Annotated in this window: 21 protein-coding genes and 1 tRNA gene; 8 read left to right on the top strand and 14 right to left on the bottom strand. The window is 72.9% G+C overall.

Annotation, left to right across the window (positions count from 1 at the left end; translation table 11 throughout):
• Positions 1-75 precede the first annotated feature (75 nt).
• Positions 76-849: a hypothetical protein gene (locus tag FRAQA3DRAFT_RS23590; protein ID WP_009741565.1), complete on the bottom strand. Its 774-nt coding sequence runs from the start codon at positions 847-849 to the stop codon at positions 76-78.
• Positions 850-1,130: 281 nt separating this feature from the next.
• On the opposite strand from FRAQA3DRAFT_RS23590, the gene FRAQA3DRAFT_RS23595 reads away from it, so the two are divergent.
• Positions 1,131-1,658, top strand: a complete 528-nt coding sequence (locus FRAQA3DRAFT_RS23595; protein ID WP_009741566.1) for a peptidylprolyl isomerase — start codon at positions 1,131-1,133, stop codon at positions 1,656-1,658.
• 123 nt (positions 1,659-1,781) lie between these two features.
• A complete protein-coding gene (locus FRAQA3DRAFT_RS23600; RefSeq protein ID WP_009741567.1) occupies positions 1,782-2,807 on the top strand; it encodes a rhomboid family intramembrane serine protease in 1,026 nt (341 codons plus the stop codon).
• A 59-nt stretch (positions 2,808-2,866) separates the two neighbouring features.
• On the opposite strand, the gene FRAQA3DRAFT_RS23605 is transcribed toward FRAQA3DRAFT_RS23600, so the two are convergent.
• Complete coding sequence (locus tag FRAQA3DRAFT_RS23605) at positions 2,867-3,358, bottom strand: PH domain-containing protein (protein ID WP_157467613.1); 492 nt, start codon at positions 3,356-3,358, stop codon at positions 2,867-2,869.
• Positions 3,359-3,569: 211 nt separating this feature from the next.
• On the opposite strand from FRAQA3DRAFT_RS23605, the gene FRAQA3DRAFT_RS23610 reads away from it, so the two are divergent.
• Both FRAQA3DRAFT_RS23610 and FRAQA3DRAFT_RS23615 read left to right on the top strand, forming a co-directional pair.
• A complete protein-coding gene (locus FRAQA3DRAFT_RS23610; RefSeq protein WP_035921406.1) occupies positions 3,570-5,474 on the top strand; it encodes a glycoside hydrolase family 15 protein in 1,905 nt (634 codons plus the stop codon).
• Between the two features lie 105 nt (positions 5,475-5,579).
• Positions 5,580-5,939 (top strand): hypothetical protein, encoded by a 360-nt coding sequence (locus tag FRAQA3DRAFT_RS23615; protein ID WP_009741570.1) that lies wholly within the window; start codon positions 5,580-5,582, stop codon positions 5,937-5,939.
• 13 nt (positions 5,940-5,952) lie between these two features.
• Here FRAQA3DRAFT_RS23615 and FRAQA3DRAFT_RS23620 read toward each other — a convergent pair whose 3' ends face one another.
• Both FRAQA3DRAFT_RS23620 and FRAQA3DRAFT_RS23625 read right to left on the bottom strand, forming a co-directional pair.
• Positions 5,953-6,345 carry a RidA family protein gene (locus FRAQA3DRAFT_RS23620; protein WP_009741571.1) on the bottom strand — a complete coding sequence of 131 codons (393 nt, stop codon included), beginning with the start codon at positions 6,343-6,345 and terminating at the stop codon, positions 5,953-5,955.
• Positions 6,346-6,496: 151 nt separating this feature from the next.
• Positions 6,497-6,757: a cell division protein CrgA gene (locus FRAQA3DRAFT_RS23625; protein WP_009741572.1), complete on the bottom strand. Its 261-nt coding sequence runs from the start codon at positions 6,755-6,757 to the stop codon at positions 6,497-6,499.
• A gap of 352 nt (positions 6,758-7,109) precedes the next feature.
• On the opposite strand from FRAQA3DRAFT_RS23625, the gene FRAQA3DRAFT_RS23630 reads away from it, so the two are divergent.
• On the top strand, positions 7,110-8,114 hold the full coding sequence (locus FRAQA3DRAFT_RS23630) for a DUF881 domain-containing protein (protein ID WP_009741573.1): 1,005 nt from the start codon (positions 7,110-7,112) through the stop codon (positions 8,112-8,114).
• Between the two features lie 28 nt (positions 8,115-8,142).
• Here the strand turns inward: FRAQA3DRAFT_RS23630 and FRAQA3DRAFT_RS23635 are convergent, their stop codons facing one another.
• Genes FRAQA3DRAFT_RS23635 through FRAQA3DRAFT_RS23670 form a run of 8 tightly spaced genes read right to left on the bottom strand, consistent with a single transcriptional unit; the run spans position 8,143 to position 18,824 of the window.
• Positions 8,143-8,793 carry an aminodeoxychorismate/anthranilate synthase component II gene (locus FRAQA3DRAFT_RS23635; protein ID WP_009741574.1) on the bottom strand — a complete coding sequence of 217 codons (651 nt, stop codon included), beginning with the start codon at positions 8,791-8,793 and terminating at the stop codon, positions 8,143-8,145.
• A gap of 35 nt (positions 8,794-8,828) precedes the next feature.
• Complete coding sequence (gene pknB / locus FRAQA3DRAFT_RS23640) at positions 8,829-10,925, bottom strand: Stk1 family PASTA domain-containing Ser/Thr kinase (RefSeq protein ID WP_009741575.1); 2,097 nt, start codon at positions 10,923-10,925, stop codon at positions 8,829-8,831.
• On the bottom strand, positions 10,922-12,595 hold the full coding sequence (locus FRAQA3DRAFT_RS23645; protein ID WP_009741576.1) for a serine/threonine-protein kinase: 1,674 nt from the start codon (positions 12,593-12,595) through the stop codon (positions 10,922-10,924). Before FRAQA3DRAFT_RS23645 ends, pknB begins: the two co-directional genes overlap by 4 nt.
• Positions 12,592-14,037, bottom strand: coding sequence for a penicillin-binding protein 2 (locus FRAQA3DRAFT_RS23650; protein ID WP_009741577.1), 1,446 nt, complete (start codon positions 14,035-14,037; stop codon positions 12,592-12,594). Before FRAQA3DRAFT_RS23650 ends, FRAQA3DRAFT_RS23645 begins: the two co-directional genes overlap by 4 nt.
• Positions 14,034-15,530 (bottom strand): FtsW/RodA/SpoVE family cell cycle protein, encoded by a 1,497-nt coding sequence (locus tag FRAQA3DRAFT_RS23655; RefSeq protein WP_009741578.1) that lies wholly within the window; start codon positions 15,528-15,530, stop codon positions 14,034-14,036. The genes FRAQA3DRAFT_RS23650 and FRAQA3DRAFT_RS23655 overlap by 4 nt, the downstream gene beginning before the upstream one ends.
• 13 nt (positions 15,531-15,543) lie before the next feature.
• Complete coding sequence (locus FRAQA3DRAFT_RS23660) at positions 15,544-16,974, bottom strand: Stp1/IreP family PP2C-type Ser/Thr phosphatase (protein ID WP_009741579.1); 1,431 nt, start codon at positions 16,972-16,974, stop codon at positions 15,544-15,546.
• On the bottom strand, positions 16,971-17,468 hold the full coding sequence (locus FRAQA3DRAFT_RS23665) for an FHA domain-containing protein (protein WP_009741580.1): 498 nt from the start codon (positions 17,466-17,468) through the stop codon (positions 16,971-16,973). Before FRAQA3DRAFT_RS23665 ends, FRAQA3DRAFT_RS23660 begins: the two co-directional genes overlap by 4 nt.
• Before the next feature lie 6 nt (positions 17,469-17,474).
• Positions 17,475-18,824 (bottom strand): DUF3662 and FHA domain-containing protein, encoded by a 1,350-nt coding sequence (locus tag FRAQA3DRAFT_RS23670; protein WP_009741581.1) that lies wholly within the window; start codon positions 18,822-18,824, stop codon positions 17,475-17,477.
• 160 nt (positions 18,825-18,984) lie between these two features.
• Between FRAQA3DRAFT_RS23670 and FRAQA3DRAFT_RS23675 the strand changes: the two genes are divergently transcribed.
• Positions 18,985-19,067: transfer RNA gene (locus FRAQA3DRAFT_RS23675), tRNA-Leu, on the top strand.
• 671 nt (positions 19,068-19,738) lie between these two features.
• Entirely contained in the window at positions 19,739-20,041 is a 303-nt protein-coding gene (locus tag FRAQA3DRAFT_RS23685; protein WP_009741582.1) for a DUF6458 family protein, read from the top strand.
• 54 nt (positions 20,042-20,095) lie between these two features.
• Here the strand turns inward: FRAQA3DRAFT_RS23685 and FRAQA3DRAFT_RS23690 are convergent, their stop codons facing one another.
• A complete protein-coding gene (locus tag FRAQA3DRAFT_RS23690) occupies positions 20,096-20,899 on the bottom strand; it encodes an HNH endonuclease family protein (protein ID WP_009741583.1) in 804 nt (267 codons plus the stop codon).
• Positions 20,900-21,170: 271 nt separating this feature from the next.
• Between FRAQA3DRAFT_RS23690 and FRAQA3DRAFT_RS23695 the strand changes: the two genes are divergently transcribed.
• Positions 21,171-21,806: a TetR/AcrR family transcriptional regulator gene (locus FRAQA3DRAFT_RS23695; protein ID WP_157467615.1), complete on the top strand. Its 636-nt coding sequence runs from the start codon at positions 21,171-21,173 to the stop codon at positions 21,804-21,806.
• A gap of 16 nt (positions 21,807-21,822) precedes the next feature.
• On the opposite strand, the gene FRAQA3DRAFT_RS37585 is transcribed toward FRAQA3DRAFT_RS23695, so the two are convergent.
• The gene (locus tag FRAQA3DRAFT_RS37585) at positions 21,823-22,359 is read right to left on the bottom strand and encodes a DUF4352 domain-containing protein (RefSeq protein WP_232291723.1); all 537 of its coding nucleotides are present in this window, start codon (positions 22,357-22,359) and stop codon (positions 21,823-21,825) included.
• Positions 22,360-22,503 lie beyond the last annotated feature (144 nt).

The raw sequence follows: 22,503 nt of genomic DNA on the forward strand, positions 1-22,503 counted from the left end.
CCGGGGCGGACGGTGGCGGCGGACCGGCTCGTGACAGGCGCGGAGCCCGCCTCCCGAGGGCCGCCGCCGCGCGCCTCAGCGGGGGCGACTGGGCTCGCCGAGCGTCGTGTCCACGCCCGGCATCTCCTCCAGGCCGCTCGCCGAGGTCGACAGGCGGTCGTCGAAGGCGTCGCGGCCGCTGGCCCGGTCGGTCGCCGCGGCCGAGCCGGTCGTGCTGCCGATCGGCGCCGGCTCGGCGGTGACCGTCGGGGTGTCCTGCTGCGCCAGGTAGCGGCGCGCCGCGACGGTGCCCGCCGCACCCGCCCCGACGAGGGCGAGCGTCAGCAGGCCGCGCCGGCGCCGGCGGTGCACCTTGGCCAGCTTGCCCTGAGCCTTGGCCAGCCGCTTCTCCAGGATTTCCTGGGCCTTGTCGGCCTGGATGCGCGCCTTGGTCTCGTTGGCCACGGCCCGCCGCGAACGCTGCCGCTCCGTGCGCAGCTCGGCCGCGGCGCGGGCCCGCTCGGCGGACAGTTCCGCCCGGGACCGGGCCTTCTCGATCCGCCGGCCGGCCCGCCCGGAGACGGCGACGGCCTTCCCCGCGGCCTTGCCGGCCGCCTTACCCGCGGCGCGCGGGGCGGACGTCCCGCCGCGGGCCGCGGAGCTGGAGACGTCGGAGATCCGGTGGGCCACGGTCACCCCGGCGTCCCGGGTGGCCGACGCGGCGGTGCCGGCGGTCTCCCCGGCGATGCTCGCCGCGCGGTGAGCGACGGTGCCCGCCTTGTCAGCGGCGTGCTTCGCCGCGTCGGAGAGCCCGCTGACCGGCGCGGTGTCGGTGACGTGCGAAATGCGGTCCTTCAACGTCGTGCTCATGGCGTCCTTCCCTGGAGCCGAGATCGTGGCGGGGGATCGCGGGCAGTCAAGATCTGTGCAGTGTGCCGTACCCCGTCGGCGGCCCTCTCCAACGCGCCGACCCCCCGCAGGCGTGTCACGCCGACCTGCCTGACATGCCAGAGCTGTGCCGACGCCCGCCACTGCGGCGTGTGCCGATGCGGACGGTGAGGAACGCCGGCTGCGCCCGGCGCATACGATCGGTTCCGGCTCGGGCGCCGTCTGACCGGACATCGACCCAGATCTGAAGAGAAGAGAGGCTCATGGCCGAGGAGCTGTACGCGACGTTGCGGACGAATCAGGGGGATATCGAGATCCGTCTGTTCCCCGATCACGCTCCCAAGACCGTCCGCAACTTCGTCGGGCTGGCGACCGGGACGCAGGAGTGGACGGACCCGGCAAGCGGCGCCAAGAAGACCGGGACCCCGCTGTACAGCGGGACGATCTTCCATCGGGTCATCCCGAACTTCATGATCCAGGGTGGGGACCCACTGGGCTCCGGTCGCGGTGGCCCGGGCTACCAGTTTGCCGACGAGTTCCATCCCGACCTGACGTTCAGCAAGCCCTACCTGCTCGCGATGGCGAACGCCGGTCCGGGCACGAACGGCTCGCAGTTCTTCGTCACCGTCGCGCCCACCGACTGGCTCAACCGCAAGCACACCATCTTCGGTGAGGTCACCCGGGGCACCGACGTCGTCGACGCGATCGCCAAGGCGCCGACCGGCGCGCAGGACCGCCCGAAGGCCGACATCGTGATCCAGGAGATCGTCATCGACCGTCGGTCGGCCTGACCGGACCGGCCGGCCGGACCCGACCCCGGGGAGTACGACCATGAAAGCTCCGGACGCGCCGCCGGTCGGGCGGTCGTGCCGGGCACGGCGTGTTCGACCTGGCCGCGCCCACGGGATCGGGCGATGACCCAGCCGCCGTCGGAGTCGGCCGGACCCGCGGGTGACGCGGGCTCCGGCCCGCCCGCCGCGGGCTGGCGGCCCACCATCGGGCCGCCGGGCGGCCATGCGGGCTGGACCCCGCCGCCTGGGCCGGGCGGGCCGGTACCGCCCACCGGTGGTCCGCCGCCGCCCGGGCCGCAGTCGCCGTCGATCCCGCGCTGCTACCGCCATCCCGACCGGGAGACGTACGTCTCCTGCCAGCGCTGCAACCGGCCGATCTGCCCGGACTGCATGCGGCCGGCGGCGGTCGGGTTCCACTGCCCGGAGGAGGGCCGACCGGAGGGCGGGCGGATCGCCCCGCGCGAGCGCGAGCCGCGCACGACCCTCGGCGGCCGGGCGCAGCTCGCCCGGCAGGGGCTGGTCACCCAGATCCTCATCGGGCTGTGCGTCGTCGCGTACATCCTCCAGGGGGCGCCGGGGCTGGCCGGCGGCGACACCAGCAACCGGTTCACCGACGACTTCGCGATGATCGGTTTCCGGATCGCGGTGGACGACCAGTACTACCGGCTGCTCACCGCGGCCTTCCTGCACGCGGGCGTGCTGCACATCCTGTTCAACATGTACGCGCTGTACCTGCTGGGCTTCCAACTGGAGGCGATCCTCGGCCGGGCCCGGTACCTGGGCCTGTTCGTGGCCGGCGCGGTCGGTGGCAACACGCTGAGCTACCTGCTCGGCGGACTGTCCACGGCCTCGGTCGGCGCGTCCACCGCGATCTTCGCCTTCTTCTCGGCCTATTACGTCATCGCCCGCCGGCTGCGGGTCGATTCGCAGCAGATCCTGATCGTGCTCGGGATCAACCTGCTCATCACCTTCTCGTTCAGCAGCATCGACAAGTGGGGCCACCTCGGCGGGCTCGCGGCCGGCCTCATCGTCGGCCTGATCTACGCCTACGTCCCGCCGCGGCGCGTGTGGGCGCAGGCGGGCGGCGTCGTCGGGATGATCGCGCTGCTGTTCGTCGCTGCGGCCGTCAAGTCCTCGATCCTGGTGTAGCCCGCCTGCCGCCTGGTCGGGTCGGGTCGGGTCCACGGCGCTCGGCCGGGCCGCGGCGCTCAGCCCAGCCGCAGGCGGATCTCCTCGATGCGCTCGGCGACCGGGCCGGGATCGGTGCCGAGCTGGCGGCGGGTGAGCAGGATGGGGCCGTCGATCGTCTCCACTTCCAGGGTGCGCAGATGCACCGCGCGCCGGTTGTGGGTGAGGGTGCCGGCACGCACTCGCAGCACCGCCGCCCACGGCAGGTGCCGGCGGCGCAGGCCGTCGACGAGGTCGAGCCCGGCGGGGGAGACTCGCAGGGTCGGCCGGGCGAGCAGGTCGCGCAACGCCAGCGCCCACAGGCCGGCGGCGAGCACCCCGACGAGCAGCCGGCCGGCGGCGTCGAGCGAGCCGACCCGCTGCGCGAGCGGGCCGACGGCGGCCACCAGCGCCGCCGCCGCGCCGGCGAGGGCGTAGAGCCCGACCCGCCACAGTGGCGGCGACCAGGCGGCGGACGTCGGCGGGTGATGGTCGCCGGGCGGTTCCCCGGACCCGGCGGGCTGCGCGGTCACGCCACCACGCAACCACATCCCTGCCGGCCCACGGTGGCCGCGGGTTGGCGGGGCGGTGGAGATCGGCGCCGAGTTGCCGGGCGACCGAGGTGCTTGCACCATGCTGAGTAGCGGCTACTATTCGCTGTCTCATCAATACTCATCGTATTGATCTCGATGGGGTGGCGATGGCGTGAGGGATGCCGTGGCAGGTCGTGGGCAGGGGGAACGGGTGGCACATTCGCCGGTGCGACGCAGCGGGGGCAGTCCCTTCCCGCCGATCGCCGAATACGGGTTCCTGTCCGACTGCGAGACGAGCTGCCTCGTGGCGCCCAGCGGGAACGTCGAGTGGATGTGCGTGCCCCGGCCGGACGCGCCCAGCGTCTTCGGTTCGGTGCTGGACCGGTCGGCGGGCGGCTTCCGGTTCGGCCCCGACCGCACGCAGATCCCGGCCGGGCGCCGCTACCTGCCCGGGACGAACATCCTGGAGACGACCTGGCAGACGCCGAACGGCTGGCTCATCGTCACCGACTGCCTGGTCGTCGGTCGCTGGCACCGCACCCACAAGCGCTCCAACACCCACCGGCGGACCCCCAGCGACTGGGACGCCGATCACGTGCTGCTGCGACTCGCCCGCTGCGAGCACGGCTCGGTCGACCTCAGCCTCGTCTGCGAGCCGAACTTCGACTACGGCCGCCAGGCGGAGTCCTGGGAGTACGAGGAGGACGACTACTCCTCCGGGGTGATCTCCAATGCCGACAGCAACATCACGCTGCGGCTGCGTACCGACCTTCGGCTGGGCTTCGACGGCCGGCGCGCCCTGGCCCGCACCAGCCTGCGGGAGGGCGACACGGCGTTCGTCGCCCTGACCTGGCGTCCCGAGGAGCCGCTGCTGCCGGACACCTACCTGCAGGCCTGCGGCGCGGTGGACCGCACGACCGAGTTCTGGCGGCAGTGGCTGTCGCGGGGGATGTTCCCCGACCATCCCTGGCGGCGTCACCTGCAGCGCAGTGCGCTGGCGCTCAAGGGGCTGACCTACGCGCCGACCGGCGCCCTGCTGGCCGCGGCCACCACCTCGCTGCCGGAGACGCCGCGCGGCGAGCGGAACTGGGACTACCGGTACAGCTGGCTGCGGGACTCCACCTTCGCGCTCTGGGGCCTGTACACCCTGGGGCTGGACTACGAGGCCAACGACTTCTTCTCGTTCATCGCCGACGTCGCCGAGCATGAGGAGGACATCCAGGTGATGTACCGGGTCGGCGGTGAACCGAGAATCGACGAGGAGATCCTCGGCCACCTCTCCGGCTATGAGGGTGCCTCGCCGGTCCGGGTCGGCAACGCCGCCGCGCTGCAACGCCAGCACGACGTGTGGGGCGTCGTGCTGGACTCGGTCTACCTGCACACCAAGTCGCGCGACTACCTCTCCGAGCGGCTGTGGCCGGTGCTGGTGCGCCTGGTCGAGGCCGCCGCGGCGCACTGGCACGAGCCCGACTGCGGGATGTGGGAGGTCCGCGGGGAGCTGCAGCACTTCACCGTGTCGAAGATGATGTGCTGGGTGGCGCTGGACCGCGGCCGCCGGCTCGCGCAGATGCGCGGCGACACGAAGACGGCCGTGCGGTGGAAGGCGATCGCCGAGGAGATCCATGCGGAGGTCTGCGATAAGGGCGTCGACCATCGCGGGGTGTTCACCCAGTACTACGGGTCGAAGGCGCTCGACGCCTCGCTGCTGCTGATACCGCTGCTGGGTTTCCTGCCCGCGTCGGACGAACGCGTGAAGGCGACCGTGCTCGCGATCGCCGAGGAGCTGACCGAGGACGGCCTGGTGCTGCGCTACCGCACCGAGGAGACCGACGACGGCGTCGCCGGGGACGAGGGCGCCTTCCTGATCTGCTCGTTCTGGCTGGTGTCGGCGCTGGTCGAGATCGGTGAGCTGACCCGGGCCCGCCAGCTGTGCGAGCGGCTGTTGAGCCTGGCCAGTCCGCTGGACCTCTACGCCGAGGAGATCGACCCGGTCAGCGGCCGGCATCTCGGGAACTTCCCGCAGGCGTTCACCCATCTGGCTTTGATCAACGCGGTCATGTACGTGATTCGGGCCGAAGATGCCGAGGCGTACGCCCGCCCGTCCCCGTCCACCTGATCTCAGGGTCCACCTGATCTCAGGGTCCACCTGATCTCAGGGTCCGCCGGCCGGTCTCGGCGGTATTCGCCGCGTCGGTGGCGGTTGTGGCACTAACGTGGGGGCGTGGCAAGCCTGGAGGTCAGGGACAAGCGGGTCGAGGTCGTCATGAGCGGGTTGGAGCGGCTTGGCGCGCTACGCGGCGACGTCTCGGTGGCCCTCGACGAGGTTCTCGACGTCCGCCCGGCGCCGGAACCGTTCACCGAGCTCTGCGGATGGCGGCTGCCGGGGACCGGCATTCCGCGCGTGATCGCGCTGGGCACCTGGCGCTCCCGGGACGGCAAGGACTTCGCCGCCGTCTACCGGGGCCGGCCGGCGGTTGTCGTCGAGGTCCGGCCGGGCGGGGAGTTCCGTCGGCTGATCGTCGCCGCCGACGACGCCGAGTGCACCGTGTCCCGGCTACGCACCGCGGTTCTCGCCCGCTAGCCCAACCATCGCACTATCCAATCCCGAGGACGGCCTCGGCTTCCACCTCGACGACCCAACGCTCGTCGAGCAGTCCGGCGACGACGACCATGGTGGCGGCCGGGCGGATCGTCGCGAACAGCTCCCGGTGGACCGCGCCCACCGCCGCGGCGTGCTGCGCGCCGGTGAGGAACATGCGGGTGCGGGTGACGTCGTGCAGGCTCGCCCCGGCCTGCGCCAGCGCGGCTCCGACGAGCTCGAAGCAGCGCCGGGCCTGCGTCTGCGCGTCCGCGGCCACCGTCCCGTCCGGCCAGACCGGGCCCGTACCGCTGACGAACACCCGGTCGCCCACCCGGACGGCCCGGGAGAACCCGATGGTCGTCTCGAACGGGGATGTTCCAGCGATGAGCTGACGATCGGTATGCATGCGGTCGCTTTTCGTCAGTGGTGCGCGGGGGGTGAATATCCACACTTGTGGACAACGGTTGTGGATAAATGACACCGCTGGAAGTCCGGCCGGGGCGCCCGGGGCGCCCGGGGCGCCGGCCGGGGCGAGTGACGGCTCGCTCGTTACCCGGCTAGCGCCACTGAGTCGACACGGCGAGGCCGATGACGACAAAGCCGAACCCAATGAGAATGTTCCAGCCGCCCAAACCCTCCATCCCCAGCACGCCGCCGTTGGAGAAGTAGTAGACGAGCAGGTAGGCGATCCCGATGAGGAAGAAGGCCAGGATGAGCCCGCCGAACCAGGGCGGGGACGGCGGTCGGTTGCGGCGGGTCTGGCTGGCGTTGACGCTCGGCGTCGGCTTCTTCGGCTTACGACGTCGTGACTCGGGCACTGCGGGACTCCTCGGCTGGCCGTGCGTGGACGAGCGGCGACCGCCGCCGCCCTCCCGGTTCGGCGGGTGGCGGTCCCGCACTGGGCAACAGGTTAGACAGCGGGACTGTCGACACGCCGGCTGCGTACCGGCGTGCGGAATTCTTTCCCGGCGACCCCGGCCGGGCGATCGCACCGACGTGGCATCGTGGGTGTCGCCGGCCGCGTAGCCTGCGGCGAGAGGCGATACCTCCGACGCGGCGGACGGATCGCCGGCCGGGTCTGGGGTGGCGTGTCCGCACGCCGCCGCCCGGGGATCCGCCGACGTGCGGACGCGCCGCCCGGCCGGCGCGTCGGAGAGGTCGGCGGGCACGGTGAGTTGGGCGTTCAGCGGGCGTCGGGTGTTCAACGCGTGCCGGGTGTTCAGCGTGCGTCGTGCGCTCAGCGTGCGTCGCGCGGTCGGGGTGCGTCGCGCGGTCGGGGTGCGTCGGGTGGTCGGGGTGAGGCGAGCGGGGACGGTGCCGCCGGCGGTCTCGGGGCGGCCGGCCGGACGGCGGGCTCGGCGGCTGGTGGCGACCAGTCTGGTGTTCTGCCTCGGCCTGCTGGCCGGGGCCGCCGTCGCCCACGCCGGGCCGTTCGCCGATCGGGGCGGCCTACGCGACTCCCCGGGCGCGGCTGCCCTCGGGCCTGCCGGCATCGCCGAGGTTGTGGGGAGCGAGTCGGAGCGGGTCGCGGCGCGGCGGGCCGCGGTGGCGGAGGAATCCCGTCGGCCCGCGGCAGTCGCCCCGGCCGGGCCGGCCGGGAACCGCTCGGCCGCGGACGGGTCGGCGGCCGACGGGTCGGGCGCGGAGTCGGGCGGGCCGCCGGGAGCCACCCAGGGGCTCGTCGAGGGCCTGGCGGGGGCCGCCGGGCTGGCGCCGGTCCGCGGACCGGCGCTGACCGTGGAGCTCGACGACGCGCCGCGGGAGAGCCGGCGCGGCCCGTATCCGCCGGGGATCCCCGCGCCGGGGCCGGACGATCTGGTCGTGCACCAGCAGGATGTGCAGGCGGTCGTGAACGCCCTGTGGGCCGGCGGTGCCGAGGCAATGACGATCATGGGCCGGCGGGTCACCGCCCTGACGGCCGTCCGGTGCGTGGGCAACACGCTGCTGCTGCACGGGGAGGTCTTCTCGCCGCCGTTCCGGATCACCGCGATCGGCGCCGGCTCCGCCCTGCGCGCGGGGCTGCGTGACAGCCCGCAGATCGCGATCTACCAGCAGTACGTCGCCGCCTACCGCCTGGGTTACCGGATCGACGAGGTCGCGGACGTCAGGATGCCCGCCTACGACGGGCCGCTGCCCCTCCCCCACGCCGCCGCCCGGCCAGGCCGGGTGGACTGAGCCGGTCGACCCAGGCGCTGCTGTCGGCTCAGGCGAACGCCGCCGCCCGCAGCGTCTCGACCTCGGCGGACAGCTCGGGGGCGAGCCGGCGCGCGGCGCCGCCGTCGCCGCACTGGTCGAGCCAGCGGGCCAGGATCAGATGTCCGCCCTGGGTCAGCACCGACTCGGGGTGGAACTGCACGCCCTCGAGCGGCAGCTCGCGGTGGCGCAGCGACATCACCACGCCGCTGTCGGTCCGGCCGGTCACCTCGATCTCCGCCGGCAGGGTGCTCTCCTCCACCGCCAGCGAGTGGTAACGGGTCGCGATGAACGGCGACGGCAGGTCCGCGAGGACGCCGACGCGGTCGTGGTGGACCTGGGAGGTCTTGCCGTGCAGCAGCTCCGGCGCCCGGTCGACCGTCGCCCCGAACGCGACGCCGATCGCCTGGTGCCCCAGGCACACCCCGAGCAGGGGGGTGCCGCGCCGCGCGCACTCGCGCACCATCGGGATGCTCACCCCGGCCGCCTCGGGCGTACCCGGCCCCGGGGACAGCAGCACCCCGTCGACGCCCAGGCCGCCCAGCTCGTCCGGCGTCACCTCGTCGTTGCGCCGCACCACACACTCGGTGTCGAGCTGGCCGAGGTACTGGACGAGGTTGAAGACGAACGAGTCGTAGTTGTCGACGACCAGGATCCGCATCAGCGCGCCACCTCCGGCGAGTTCGGTCATCACGCTCACTCGTTCCCGTTCTGCTGCGCTGTGCCACTACCCGTGCCGGTGCCACCGCCACCGGCGGCGCCGCCGCGGTTGGGCGTCCCGCCGTTGCCGGCGGACAGGCCCAGCAGGCCCGTCCGACTCGGGGACGGGGTCGGCTGGGGCTGGGTGACCGCGGGGCTCGGGCTGGGGTTGTCCGGCTGCTCGGTCGGCTGCTGGTCGGTCGGCGGCGCCTGGGTGGGGCTCGGCGGCGGGGTGGTCTGGACCTGCGTGGCGACCGAGAGCTGGACCGTCGACCCGCGGGGGACGTTCCCACCGGAGGGCTCCTGGTCGGTGACGGTGCCGGGCGTCACGTTGTTGTTCGCCACCGACTGCTGGGTCGCGTGCAGGCCGTAGCGGCCGAGCTCGGCGACCGCGTTCTCGTAGGAGCGGTTGCGCACGTCGGGCACGTTGACGTTGGAGCTGACCACGTTGAGCAGGACGGTGCTGCCGGGCTTGACGGCTGATCCCACCTGCGGGTCGGTGCTGTCGACCGTTCCGATCTTGTGGCTCGTCGCGTTCGCGTAGGGCACGGAGTTCGGCACCAGCCCCAGCCCGCGCAGCTCCGACTCCGCGGCGGACTGCGACTTGCCGACGAGGTCGTTCGGGATCGAGACGTCGCCGGCGGCCTTGCCGATCGTCAGGGTGATGACCCCGTCGACGTCGACCTGCTTGCCCTCGGCCGGGTCGACCTTGGTGACCCGGCCTGCCATGTCCGGCGCGTCCACCGAGGTGATCTCCACGCGCCCGGTGAAGCCGGTGCTCTGGAGCCGGGCGCGGGCCTGCTGCTCGTTCTGGCCGACGAGCCCACTCGGGACGGGGATCTGCTTGGCGGTCTGGGTGCCGTTGCCGCCGCCGAGGAAGGTGGTCGCGAGCAGCACCACCGCGACGAACACCACCACGATCCCGAGGCCGGCGAGGATGTACTTCCACGCCTGGGACCGCTGCTGGTCGGGCACCGCGCGGCGGTCGATGGCGCCGGTGACGTCGTAACGGTCGAACGGCCCGGTGCCGAACCGGCCGTCGTCGTAGTGATCGTCGCGGTAGGAGGTCGCGTCGTCATCGAAACGGTCGTCGGGGTAGCGGTCCCGGGTCGGGTAACCCGCCCGGTCGCCCCGGCCGAGCAGCGCGGTGCCGGCGGTGGCCGCGGGGCCGAGGGTGGTGGCGGCACCGCTGGCGCCACCGCCTCCCATCATGGCCTGCACCCGGCGTCCCGCCAATGCCCGTTCCAGATCGTCGCGCATCTCACCTGCGGTGAGGTAGCGGTCGTCCGGGTCCTTCTCCATCGCCTTCAGCACGATCGCGTCGGCCTCGGGGGAGATGTCGCGGTCATGCGCTGACGGCGGGTCGGGATCCTCCCGGACGTGCTGGTAGGCGACCGCGACCGGGTTGTCCCCGCGGAACGGCGGGGAGCCGGTGAGCAGCTCGTAGAGCAGCACCCCGGTGGTGTAGACGTCGCTGCGGGCGTCGACGCGGGCCCCGCGGGCCTGCTCCGGGGACAGGTACTGGGCGGTGCCGATCACCGCCGCCGTCGCCGTCATCGTCGAGGAGGTGGCGGTGGTGGCGCGGGCGATGCCGAAGTCCATCACCTTGACCGAGCCGTCCGGGCTCAGCATCACGTTCGCCGGCTTGATGTCCCGGTGGATGATCCCCATCCGGTGGCTGTAGTCCAGCGCGGCGCAGACGTCGGAGGTGATCTCCATGGCGCGGCGCTCGGTGAACCGGCCCTCGGCCTGCAGCGCGTCGCGCAGCGTCCGGCCCTCGATGAACTCCATGACGATGTACGGGATGTGGGTCCCGTTGATGACGTCCTCGCCGGTGTCGTACACCGAGACGATCGCCGGATGGTTCAGGGCGGCGGAGGACTGCGCCTCGCGCCTGAACCGGGCGAGGAAGGTGGGGTCGCGGGCGAGGTCCGCACGCAGCGTCTTGATCGCGACCTCGCGCCCGAGCCGGATGTCGCGGCCCCGATAGACCTCGGCCATCCCGCCGTAGCCGATGCCCGCGCCCAGCTCGTAGCGGCCACCGATGAGCTGCGGCGCCGCGTCGGGCGTGTACATCTCCGTCGCGTCGGTCACGAATACTCCCCTGCCGTCGCCCCTCCCGCGTCGGAGAGCGCCGACCCGGCGTTGCCGCTGACGATTTCATCACCGAATGCGATCGCGTACACCACCCCTGGTGGTGTGGCCGCCGAGTTCGATTCAGAGCCCTTGCTGGAAAACAGCTTGTTGGTCACGAAGGCGGTGACGGCCACCGTCAGGATCAGCAGGATGATCAGGACTGGTAGTGGCATCGGCCGCCGGGCCGCCGGACCGGAGCGGCGTCGGGCCGCCCGGCCCTGCCACGCCGCGTCGGGCTCGCCGGGGCCCGCCGGGCCGCCCGGCGATCGGGACCACGACGGAGGACCCGGCTGGTAGAGCGTGCCCGGGTCGCGGTTGTCGCCGCGGTCGGCCGCCCGGTAGCCCTGGTCCCCATAGCCCTGGTCCCCATAGCCGGACTCGCCGCCGTAGCCGCCCGGCCCCCCCCGGTAGGTGGGGTCACCGTACCCCGTGTCGGCGCCGAACGACGGGCTGTGCATCGCCGTCGCGGGCAGCTCGGCGACGCCGTGCGGGGGGCCGGCCGGACCGCCGGGTACCGCCTGGGTGTGGTCCGGCCCCGAGCCGGCCCGTCCCGGCCCGCTGGTCCGCCCGGACGGGGCGGTCGGCGGCGGGGGAGCGACCCAGGACGGCGGCCGGTTGCGGGAGGTGGGGCGGTGCGGGCGGCCGCCGGGGCCGGCGGGCGGCAGGCCGGTGCCCGGGCCGGGGTGGCGCGCGGTCACGTCCGGCGCGCCGCCCAGGCCCGGCCACCGACCGGCGTCCGGACTCCACAGGCTGCGCCGGATGCCCGCGGCGGAACGGGCGAACGCGCCCGCGGAACTCGGCCGGCGCGCGGGGTCCTTGGCCATGGCCGACTCGACCAGCGCCCGCACCTGGTACGGGATGTCGGCCGGCAGCGGCGGCGGGGTGTCCTGCTGGTGGGCCATCACCACGACGATCGGGTTGCGGTCGTCGAAGGGTCGGCGTCCGGCGAGGCACTCGTAGGCGACGACGCCGAGCGAGTAGACGTCGCTGGCCGGCGTCACCGGCCGCCCCGACGCCTGCTCGGGTGAGACGTAGTACGCCGTGCCCATCATGATGCCGGTCGCGGTCAGCGGGGCGGCGTCCACGGCGCGGGCGATGCCGAAGTCGGTGACCTTGACCGCGCCGTCCGGGCGCAGCAGCAGGTTGCCGGGCTTGACGTCGCGGTGGACGACGCCGAGGGCGTGGGCGGCCTGCAGCGCGTCGGCGGCCTGGCCGAGGATGTCCAGCATCCGCTCGGGCGACAGCCGCTTCTCCCGGTGCAGCGCGGCCGACAGCGGCTCGCCCTCCACCAGCTCCATCACCAGGTAGGCCGTGGGGTAGTCGTCCGCGGTGGCGACCTCGCCGTAGTCGTAGACCGAGGCGACCCCGGGATGCGACAGCCGGGCGGCGTGGCGGGCCTCGCCGCGGAAGCGCACCAGGAACGACTCGTCGCTGGCGTACTCCGGGCGCAGCAGCTTCACCGCGACCGGGCGGCCGAGGGTCTGGTCGAGGCCCCGCCAGACCTCGCCCATGCCGCCCGCGGCGATCCGGCCGTCGAGCCGGTACCGGTTGTCCAGGACGGTGTTCGGCGAGGCGGCGCCCGCGAACGGCTGCGACGGTGAGGTGGGGTTGCCCGGCGAGTTGTTCATGGTGTGTCCAATGCGGCCTGCATGACCTGTTTCGCGACAGGAGCGGCGATGGCACCGCCGGTGCCCAGCTCGCCCCCGCCGTCCTCGACGATGACGGCGATCGCCACCTTGGGCGCGTCCGACGGGGCGAACCCGACGAACCAGGCGTGCGGTGCCTCGCCCGGGCCGTGTTCCGCGGTTCCGGTCTTCCCGGCGACGGAGACGCCGTCGATGCGCGCCTTGCGGCCCGTTCCCGACGTCACCACGCTCTCCATCATGGTCGTGAGTTCGGCGGCGACGTCGCTGCTCACCGGCTTGCCGAGTTCCTTGGGGTCGGTCCGGCTGATCGTCTTCTTGTCCGGGCCGCGCAGCTCGGAGACGAGGTAGGGCTTCATCTCGGTGCCACCGTTGGCGATCGCCGCGACCACCTCCGCCATCTGTAGGGGCGTGACCCGGACGTTGTACTGGCCGATCGCCGACTGCGCCGTCTGCGCGCCGTCGAGCTTGGCCGGGAAAACGCTGCGGGCCTGCTGCAAGGGGAAGTCGGGGAAGGTCGCGTTCAGGCCGAACGCCTCGGCCTGCTTGCGCAGCGTCTCGGCGCCGAGGTCGATGCCGAGCTGTGCGAACGCGGTGTTGCAGGAGATGGTCAGCGCGTGGCTAAGGGTATCGGTCTCGCCGTCGCCGCACCGCTCGCCGCCGAAGTTCGGCAGCCGCACCGTGCTCAGCGGCAGCTGGAGCTCGTCGGGCGCCGGCACGCGGTCGTCGGGCTGGTGGCCCTGCGACAGCGCCGCCGCGGCGGTGATGAGCTTGAACGTCGACCCCGGCGGATAGGTCCGCTGCGTCGCCCGGTTCAGCAGCGGCTGGGCGGGGTCGCCGGAGAGCACCCCGTAGGCGTCGGTCGCCGTCTTCTCGGTGTGGCTGGCCAGCGGGCTCGGGTCGTAGGACGGGCTGGTCACCATCGCCAGGATGGCGCCGGTGGACGGGTCCAGCGCCACCACGGCGCCCTTGCGGTTGCCCAGCGCCTGCGCGGCGGCCTGCTGGACCGCGGGCACGATCGTGGTGACCACGGAGCCGCCGCGGCGCTGCTTGTTGGTGAACAGGCCGGTCACCCGGCTGGCCAGCAGCCGGTCGTCGTCGCCGGAGAGGAACACGTCCTGGGAGCGCTCCAGCCCGGCGGCGGTGAACAGCGTGTAGTAGCCGGTGATGTCGGAATAGAGCTTTCCGCTCGGGTACTGCCGCTGGAACTTGTACTGGTCGTTCGACGGGACCGAGCGGGCGATCTCCACGTCCCCCGCGACGATCGCCCCGCGTTCCCGTTCGAGCCGTTCGGTGATCTGGCGCCCGTTGGTCGGCTGGGTCTTGAGGTCACCGGCCTCGCCGACCTGCAGCCAGTTGGCGTTCACCAGCAGCGCGGTGAACAGGACCAGGCAGGCGATGGCAACCTTGCGCACCGGGCGGTTCATGTCGTCTTCACCACCTGGGTGGGGCTGTCGGCGACCGCGCCCGGATCGAACAGCGGGGCGTCCGACGCCGGCTCGGGCGCGCGGCGTGCGCTGTCGCTGACCCGCAACAGCAACGCGATGATCGCTGCGTTGGCCACGATGGACGACCCACCATAGGAGACGAACGGCAGGGTGAGCCCGGTCAGTGGGATGAGTCGCATCACCCCGCCGACCTGCACGAACACCTGGAGCGCCAGGGTGAACGACAGCCCGGTCGCCAGCAGCTTGCCGAAGGGGTCCTTCGCGCCGAGGGCCGCGCGCAGGCCGCGCAGCACGATCAGCGCGTACAGCGTCAGGATCGCCATCACCCCGGTGAGCCCCAGCTCCTCGCCGAGGCTGGCCATGATGAAGTCGGTGTTGGCGAAGGGCACCTTCTGCGGGTGGCCCTCGCCGAGGCCCGTGCCGGTCAGCCCGCCGGCCGCGAACCCGTACAGACCCTGCACGAGCTGGTAGGAGGTGTCCGACGGGTTGTTGCCGTCGAAGGCGTGCAGCCAGCCGTCGACGCGGACCTGGACGTGGCTGAACATGCTGTGCGCGAGCACGGCGCCGAGCATGAACAGCACGAACCCGACCAGGATCCACGACGCCCGCTCGGTGGCGACGTAGAGCACGACCATGAACATCCCGAAGAACAGCAGCGAGGAACCGAGGTCCTTCTGCACGATCAGGATGCCGAGGCTCGCCAGCCACGCCACCAGGACCGGGCCCAGGTCACGGGCGCGCGGCAGCTTCAACCCGAGCACGGACCGCGACGCCACGGACAGGACGTCCCGCTTGTTCACGAGGTAGCCGGCGAAGAAGACCAGAATGATGATCTTTGAAACCTCGCTCGGCTGGAACGAGAACGGCCCGACGCGCAGCCAGAGCCGGGCGCCGTTGATGGTGGTGCCGATGCGCGGGACGATCGGCAGCAGCAGGCCGACGATGCCCACCAGCCCGGCCGTGTAGGCGTAGCGGGCGAGCTTGCGGTGATCGCGCACCAGTGCCAGCACCAGGACGAAGACGAAGACCGCCAGCAGGGTCCAGACGAGCTGCACCTGGGCGGCGCTGGGCGGGATGTGGGTGCCGGCCTGCTTGGCCGCCTGGCTCTTGGCCAGGTCGAGTCGATAGATCATGACCAGGCCGAGGCCGTTGAGGGCGACGACGACCGGCAGCAGCACCGGGTCGGCCGCCGGCGCGAACCGGCGGACCGCGAGGTGCGCGAGCGCCCACAGGCAGAAGAAGCCCAGGCCGATCGAGAAGATGCCGAGCGAGAGCTCGCCGATGTCGGCGAACGTCAGCGCGGCCAGCGCGCTGGTGGCCAGCACCCCGGCGAAGACCAGCAGGACGAGCTCGCGCCGGCGGTACGGCGGCAGGTCGGTGCCCTGCGGTAGCGGCAGGCCGGCGAACGTCGCGGTGAGGTCCGCCGACCTCGGCCTGCGCAGCGGAGGAAGGGGGATCGGCGGGCGGGTCATCGCTGGCCTGAGGTCACGGTGACGGGGTGGGTACGGGCGTGCTGGGGCAGCCTGGGACGGCGAAGCCCGCGGGGCTCGCCTGCTGGCACGCCGCAGGCAGCAGGCCGGCGGCGGGGTCCAGCGACGGGGACTTGGGACGGTTGGTCGGGGACGGACTGGGCGCCGCGCTGACCGCCGGCCGCGTCGGGCTCGGCGTGTGCAGCCGCGCGATGATCCGCTTGCCCTCGTCCCGGCTGTCGGCCGGGATGCCGTGGCGCAGGTCGTCCTGATCGGCCTGGGCGACCTCGGACAGCGGCCGGTCCTGGGAGAGCACCGACGACAGCTGAATGCCGGCGATGCTGCCCTTCACCCCCTGGAACAGCGCCACCCGCCCGTCGTCGTCGACGCCGACGTAGTACTGGCCGCGCACATAGGTCCATCCCGCCGCGGCGCCCGCGACGACGAGGACGAACACGACGGTGGAGACGAACAGGACGCGGCGCCCCGAGCGGCGTCGGCCGTCCCCGTCCCCGTCCGCGTCGTCGCTCTCGCCGTCGCCGCGGTCGCTGGCCTGCTCCTGGCGGTCCCGGCGGTGGAAACCCGACCGGCCGATCCGGGCCGCCTTCGCCGCCGCGGACTCGGTGTCGGGGTAGCGCGGATCGGGCCCGCTACGCGCGGACGCCGCCCCGGGCACCGACCGCTTCTCCGCCGCGGCGCCCGCGACCAGCGGGTAGGGCCTGCCCTCCCCGCGGTCCTCGGAGATGTCGGCGACGACGACCGTGATGTTGTCCGGGCCACCGCCCTTGAGCGCCAGGTCGACGAGCTGGTCCACCGCCTCCTGCGGGGTGGGCAGCAGCAGCGTCTCGAGGATCGTCTCCTCGCTGACCACCCCCGACAGGCCATCGGTGCACAGCAGGTAGCGGTCCCCGTCCCTGGCCTGACGCACCGACAGGTCGGGCTCGACCTCGCGGCCGTCCAGCGCGCGCATCAGCAGGGAGCGCTGGGGGTGGGTGTTCGCCTGCTCCGGGGTGATCCGGCCCTGGTCGACGAGGTCCTGGACCAGCGTGTGGTCGTGGGTGACCTGGCTGAGGACGCCCTCGCGCAGCAGATAGGCCCGCGAGTCCCCGACGTGCAGGACCCCGAGCATGTCCCCGGAGGAGAGCACCGCGGTCACCGTGGTGCCCATGCCGTCCAGGGCGCTGTTCTCCAGCGACATCTCGCGCAGCTGGCGGTTGGCGTCGCGGACGGCCTCGTTCAGCTCCGTCACGAGGTCGTCGCTGTCGATGTCGTCGTCGAGATCGGCCAGCCGGGAGATCACGGTGGAGCTGGCGACCTCGCCAGCGGCGTGTCCGCCCATCCCGTCGGCCACCGCCAGCAGGCGCTGCCCGGCGTAGGCGGAGTCTTCGTTTCCTTCCCGTACGTGCCCGACATCCGAGCGGACGGCGAAGTGAAGCCTGAGGCTCACCGGTGGAGCTCCAGGACCGTCTTCCCGATCCTGACCGGCGCGCCGAGAGGTACCGGCATGGGACTGGTCACCTTCGAACGGTTGAGGAATGTGCCATTGGTCGAGCCCAGGTCCTCGACGAACCACTGTCCGTCGTGGGGCACGAGTCTCGCATGCCGCCCTGATGCGAAGTCATCCTCGAGGACCAGAGTCGAGTCCTGTGCCCGTCCGATGGTGACAGGTGCCGATCCTAGGGGAATCGTTGTGCCTGCCAAGTGCCCCTTGGTCACCACGAGTTTGCTCGGAGACTGTGGCTTGCGGGCTGGTTGGGGCGGGGTTCGGGGGGGTGTCGGCCGCGCCATCGGGGGTGGCTCGCGCCGCTGCTGGCGCTTCGTCGGGCCGAACATGTCCAGCCGGACGGCGCGCACGGCGACCAGGACGAATCCCCACAGCAGGGCGAGAAAGCCGATCTTGACGATCAGCAGGACGAGTTCGCTGGGCTCGGTCGGATCCATCGGCCGCTACCAGCCCCGATCCGACCGGGACCGCCCGCGCCCACCATCGCCGCCCCGCCGCGGGGGGTCGAGCTGGCCCGGCAGGTACGTCTGCGCGTCGTACACGTCGTCCAGAGGTTCGAGGCCGCTGCCGGGCCCCGCCTCGCCGCGGGCGGGCCGGCCCGGCTCGCGGTAGGGGTCGGCGGCGTCGTCGCGGTAGGAGTCCGGCCGGCGGGGGCCGTCGTCGCGGCGCTCCCGCGGATCGCGGCGGTACGGGTCGCGCCCGCTGCGCTGTGGCCCGCCGTCGTGGGCCGGGTCCCGGTAGCCCGGGTCCCGACGGGCCGGGTGGCCCTGGTCGCGAGCCCGCCCGCCGTCGGGTCCGGACCCGCGGTCGCGGTAGCCGGGGTCGCTGGCCGCCCGGGCGGCGCGATCCCGATAGGGGTCCGCCGGGTAGGGCTGGCCGCCGCGCGGCTCACTCTCGGCGTACGGGTCCAGCCGGCCGCCGCGCGGGGTCGAGCCGCGCCGGTACGGGTCGTCCGGCGGGGGCGTGGGGCGCCGGTCCGGTGGGGCCGTCGTCCGATGCCCGACCCGCTCCGGCGTGGGGGTGGCCCGGGAGGGCGACCGGCTCGCGCCGCTGCCCCGGCCGTCCTCGCGGCGGAACACGATGGTCGCGGTGCCGAGCTCGATCCGGTCCCCGCTGACGAGCTTGACCTGGGTGGCCGCGCGGCCGTTGACGAGGCTGCCGTTCGTAGAGCCGGCGTCGACGTAGAGGAACTGCCCGTCCGGCAGCCGGCGGATCTCCCCATGCCGCCGGGACACCCCGGTGTCGTTGAGGCGGATGTCGCACTCGACGCTGCGGCCGATGACGGTGGTCTCGGCGTCCAGCGGGTACTCCCGCTCCCCGCCGCCACCCGTCCCGCCCGGGGCCTTCGTCGTGATCAGTAGATGGGGGGTGCCGGGCGCACTCGGGCGCGGGCGGCCGCGGCGCCCGCTCACCACCCCCGGGTCCGCCGCCGCCACGCTGCTGCGGATCCGGAAGACGCCGACGTCGAGGTCAGCCGCCTCGGACATCCGGACGGACACCGGGCCGACGAAGGTGTACCGCTGCTCGGCCGCGTGCTCGCGGACCATCTCGGCCAGCTCGTCGCACAGCGCCCGGTCGTACGGGGAGAGCCGGGCGAAGTCGCCGCTGGCGAGCTCCACGGCGAACTCGTTGGGCACCAGCACGCGGTTGGAGCTGACCGCCCGCCGGTCGTCGGTCTCCCGGGCCAGCGCGCTGGCGATCTCCACGGGCTCGACCCCGCCCTTGAACACCTTGGCGAACGCACCCTCGACGAGGCCGCCCAGGCGCCGTTCGAAGCGTTGTAGCACGCCCATGCTCGACCTCCCTTCTCCCGGTCTGTGAGATCGTATGCCCCCGGGCCCGGACGCCCCACGGCTCGGCTGCTTGACATGGCCACCGCGGTCGGTGCCCCCCCGCCGCAGCGGACATCTCCGGCGTGATAGCGTGTCCCCTGGTTGAGAGATAGTCCCACTCGGGCGAGTGGCGGAATGGCAGACGCGCACGGTTCAGGTCCGTGTGTCCTAGCGGACGTGGGGGTTCAACTCCCCCCTCGCCCACGTCAGCCCCTACCGGAGCATGCTGCGCCGGTAGGGGCTTCCTTTATGTTGGCCGGGGGGGCCGAGCCCCCCCGAACCCCCCACGGTGGCCTGGTCGGGTGGCTACGGGGGCGTTCACTTCTGCGGCGGGGGTCGCGATCGCTTTGCGAATCGTTCGGGTTGCTTTGAGCCGCGTCCTTGTTGGCGGTTCGGCCCGGATGGGGTGGTCGGGTCGGGTGGAGGGGGCGAGTTCGCGGGCGGTGGGGGGCGCGGGGGCAGGGGCTGGGGAGCGGTCTTCGGGGGGCGGCGGGGCCTGGGCTGAGCGGTGGGGAGTCGTCAAGGGTGGGGTTTCGAACGCCGGCACCGGCGCGGAGATGCCACGGTGGTGGTAGCGGTCGGGGATGCCACCTCCCCCGGATCGGGATCCCGCGGTGGGCGTCCAGCCGGCGCCACCATGCCGGACGTGGTGGCCAGACCTCGCTGAACCGCACGATGAGGGCGGCGTGTGCCGTCGGTCGGCCGACTGTCGGCAGACCGACGGCTGATCGTGCCGGTCACCCGGCCCGGGTCGGCCGGCCGCGCGCCGCGCCCGGGTTCGTGCGTCCCGTCCCGGGCGAATACCGGATCAGCGAGCGGGTAGGGCGTGATCCGCATGCCTCCGACCGGAGGCCGGGGCGAAGGGAGTGCACCGTATGGGAATCGGTGCCGCCATTCTTCTCATGGCTCTCGGCGCGATCCTGACGTTCGCCGTCGACGTCTCCATCTCGGGTCTCGATCTCGCCGTCGTCGGCGTGGTCCTGATGATTGCCGGTGCGATCGGGCTCATGGTGGACCTTGCGATCCTCGCGCCGCGGCGGCGACGGTCCGTCGGCGCCGTCCGCGAGGTGGACACCTACGACGCGCCCGGCGCCGCCGGATACCGCCGGCGCCGCACCACCGAGTACTACCCGGGTGACGAGCGCACTCGCTACCAGGACTACCCGCCGGTGCGGTAGACGATCGGGTCCGCTCCGGCTTGGGCCAGGCCGGCGGGTGGTGGTCGCAGGCGATCAGTGCGCGGCGGTGCCGCCGAGTGCCGGCTGGGCGGGGCATTTCTGGAGCACCGCCCGCATCGCCTGCGCCTCCGCCGCCACCACCCACAGGTGGTAGCGGGATTTCAGCCCCACCTGGCGGGCGATGTACGGGCACTGCGCGCCGGGGCTCGGCGGCAGCCATTCGGCCGCGTCATGGTCGCTCTTGCGCTGGTTCGTCGGGCCGTCCACCGCGAGCAGGTTCTCCGGGTCGTTCGCGAACTGCAGGCGCTCGGCGTCGGTCCAGTCGAGTGCGCCGGTCCGCCAGGCGTCGGCCAGCGGCACGACGTGGTCGATCTGCACGGCGGAGGCGCTGCGGGAACGGTCGAAGCGGATGATCCGGGTCGTGTATGGATCGGTGAGCTCGCCGGTCAGCACCGTGCAGCCGTCGGACCGCCGCACGGTGGTGCTGTGCAGGTCACGGCGCAGGATGTCGTTGCGGGTGTCGCAGCCGTTGTGGTCGACGTCGGACCAGGCAGTGCCGAACTCGTCGCGCCGGTACTTCGGAGAATTGTCCTCGGCGCGGACCGGCAGGGTGCCGAGCAGCGCGAGCGCCGAGCCCGCGGCCCCGGCGGAGCCCGCGCCTGCCGTGCTCGCCGCGCCCGGCTGCCCGTCCGCGGCCGCACCCGTCTGGTCCCCGAGGTCGTCGCAGGCGACCAGCGCCGTGGCCAACGCGAGCAGCAGCGCCAGCCCGACGGACCTGATCCGCCCAACCGATGTCGCCCGCCCGTCCAGGCGGCGCGGGACCGCACCGACACCGCTTGTCCGCACCTGACTCCCCACCTCGACGCCTCGGGCCCGCGGGGAGAATGCCTCTGCCCGCCTCACGCCCGTCCGGGCAGACAGTCACGTTAGCGGGCGATCGTCGTGTCGGAGTGCGCGGTAGGGCAGGAAAAGGCATGTCTTACCGCAAAACATCGCAACGTAGCGGGTCAATCCCCTACAGTGTGCTGCCATGCTCAGACTGCTGGCGCAGGCCGCCGCCCCGACGTCGTCCCATCCCCGGGAGTAGCGAGTGGTTGCCGTGCCGTCCGCGTCGCCGCGATCCTCGGCTGTGCCGTCCCGGCCCTTACGCCGCGACGCGGAACTGAACCGTGCCCGCATTCTCACCGCCGCCCGGGAGTTGTTCGTCGAACGGGGAATCGACGTCGGAGTCGAGGAGATCGCCCGCCGCGCCGGGGTCGGCATGGGTACCCTTTACCGGCGTTTCCCGAACAAGGACGCGCTCATCGAGGCGATTCTGTGGACGACCGTCGACGACATCCGCGAGCTCGCCGTGGAGGTGGCCGCGACGGAGCCGCCGGCCAGCGCTTTGCACTGCTTCCTGGTACGTGTGCTGCTGGCCGATCCCTGCCACGGGGTCTTCCTGTCGCGGCGGCTGTGGATCGGGCGCACCGCGGAGCGCATGGTCACCGAGGTCGTCCCGCAGGTGGCGGCGATGCTCGCCGCGGCCCAGCGGGCGGGCACGGTTCGGACCGACGTGGTGCTGGCGGACCTGCTGGTCCTGATGCGGTCGCTGCGGTTGGTCATGGACATCACCGAACGGGTCGCGCCGGGTTCCTGGCGGCGTTCCCTGGACATCATCCTGGCCGGCTTCCGGCCGGATTCCCGCAACGCCGAACTGCCGGTGCCGCCGCCGGCTTTCGCCATGCTGGCCGGCGCCGGGGAGGCGTCGCCGAGCATCGGCTGAGCGCGGCCGGGCACGGTCAGCGGACCGGGATGCGGGCCCCGGCGCTCTGTGCGCCCTCGTGCAGTTCGAGTTCCCGCGGTTCCGCGTCGCGGGGGACGTCGAAGACCAGGGTGCCGCGCTTGGTCTCACCGGGGTCGATGGAATCCCACAGGTTCTCGTCCAGCTTGAAGCGGGCGAGGAAGTTCGCCTCGTGGCGGTCGCCGTGGTCGTCCCAGAGCAGCTCGGCGGTGTTGTCCAGCGCCAGAGAGGTGTCCCCGGTGTTGCGCACCGTCACCCGGGCCAGGCAGAACTTGCCCCTGGCGCGCAGGGCGAGGATCCCGTCGCCGAGCTGGGTCTTCGAGCAGTCGATGCCCCCCACGACGAACTCCAGCGGGCCGTCCGTCGCCGGCAGGCCGAGCCCCGCGGTGGGACTCGGGGTGCCCGACTCGCCGGCCGCCGCCGTCACGGGGGCGCCTGACGGCTGGCCGGAATCGGCCCCGCCGCCGTTGCGGCCCGGCAGGCTGACCACGATCGCGATGGCGATCAGCGCCGCCACGACGATTCCGATGATCATTGCCAGCTGTCGGCGGTCCGGTCCGCGCCGGGGCGGGGACTGCGGATAGGGGTTGTCCGCAGCGCCCGGCCTCGGCGTCGAACCCGGCATCCGCGCCGGCTCCGCCGTCCGGGCCGGTTCCGGCATGCGCGCCGGTTCCGGCAT

This window comes from Frankia sp. QA3 (assembly GCF_000262465.1).
GTDB lineage: Bacteria > Actinomycetota > Actinomycetes > Frankiales > Frankiaceae > Frankia.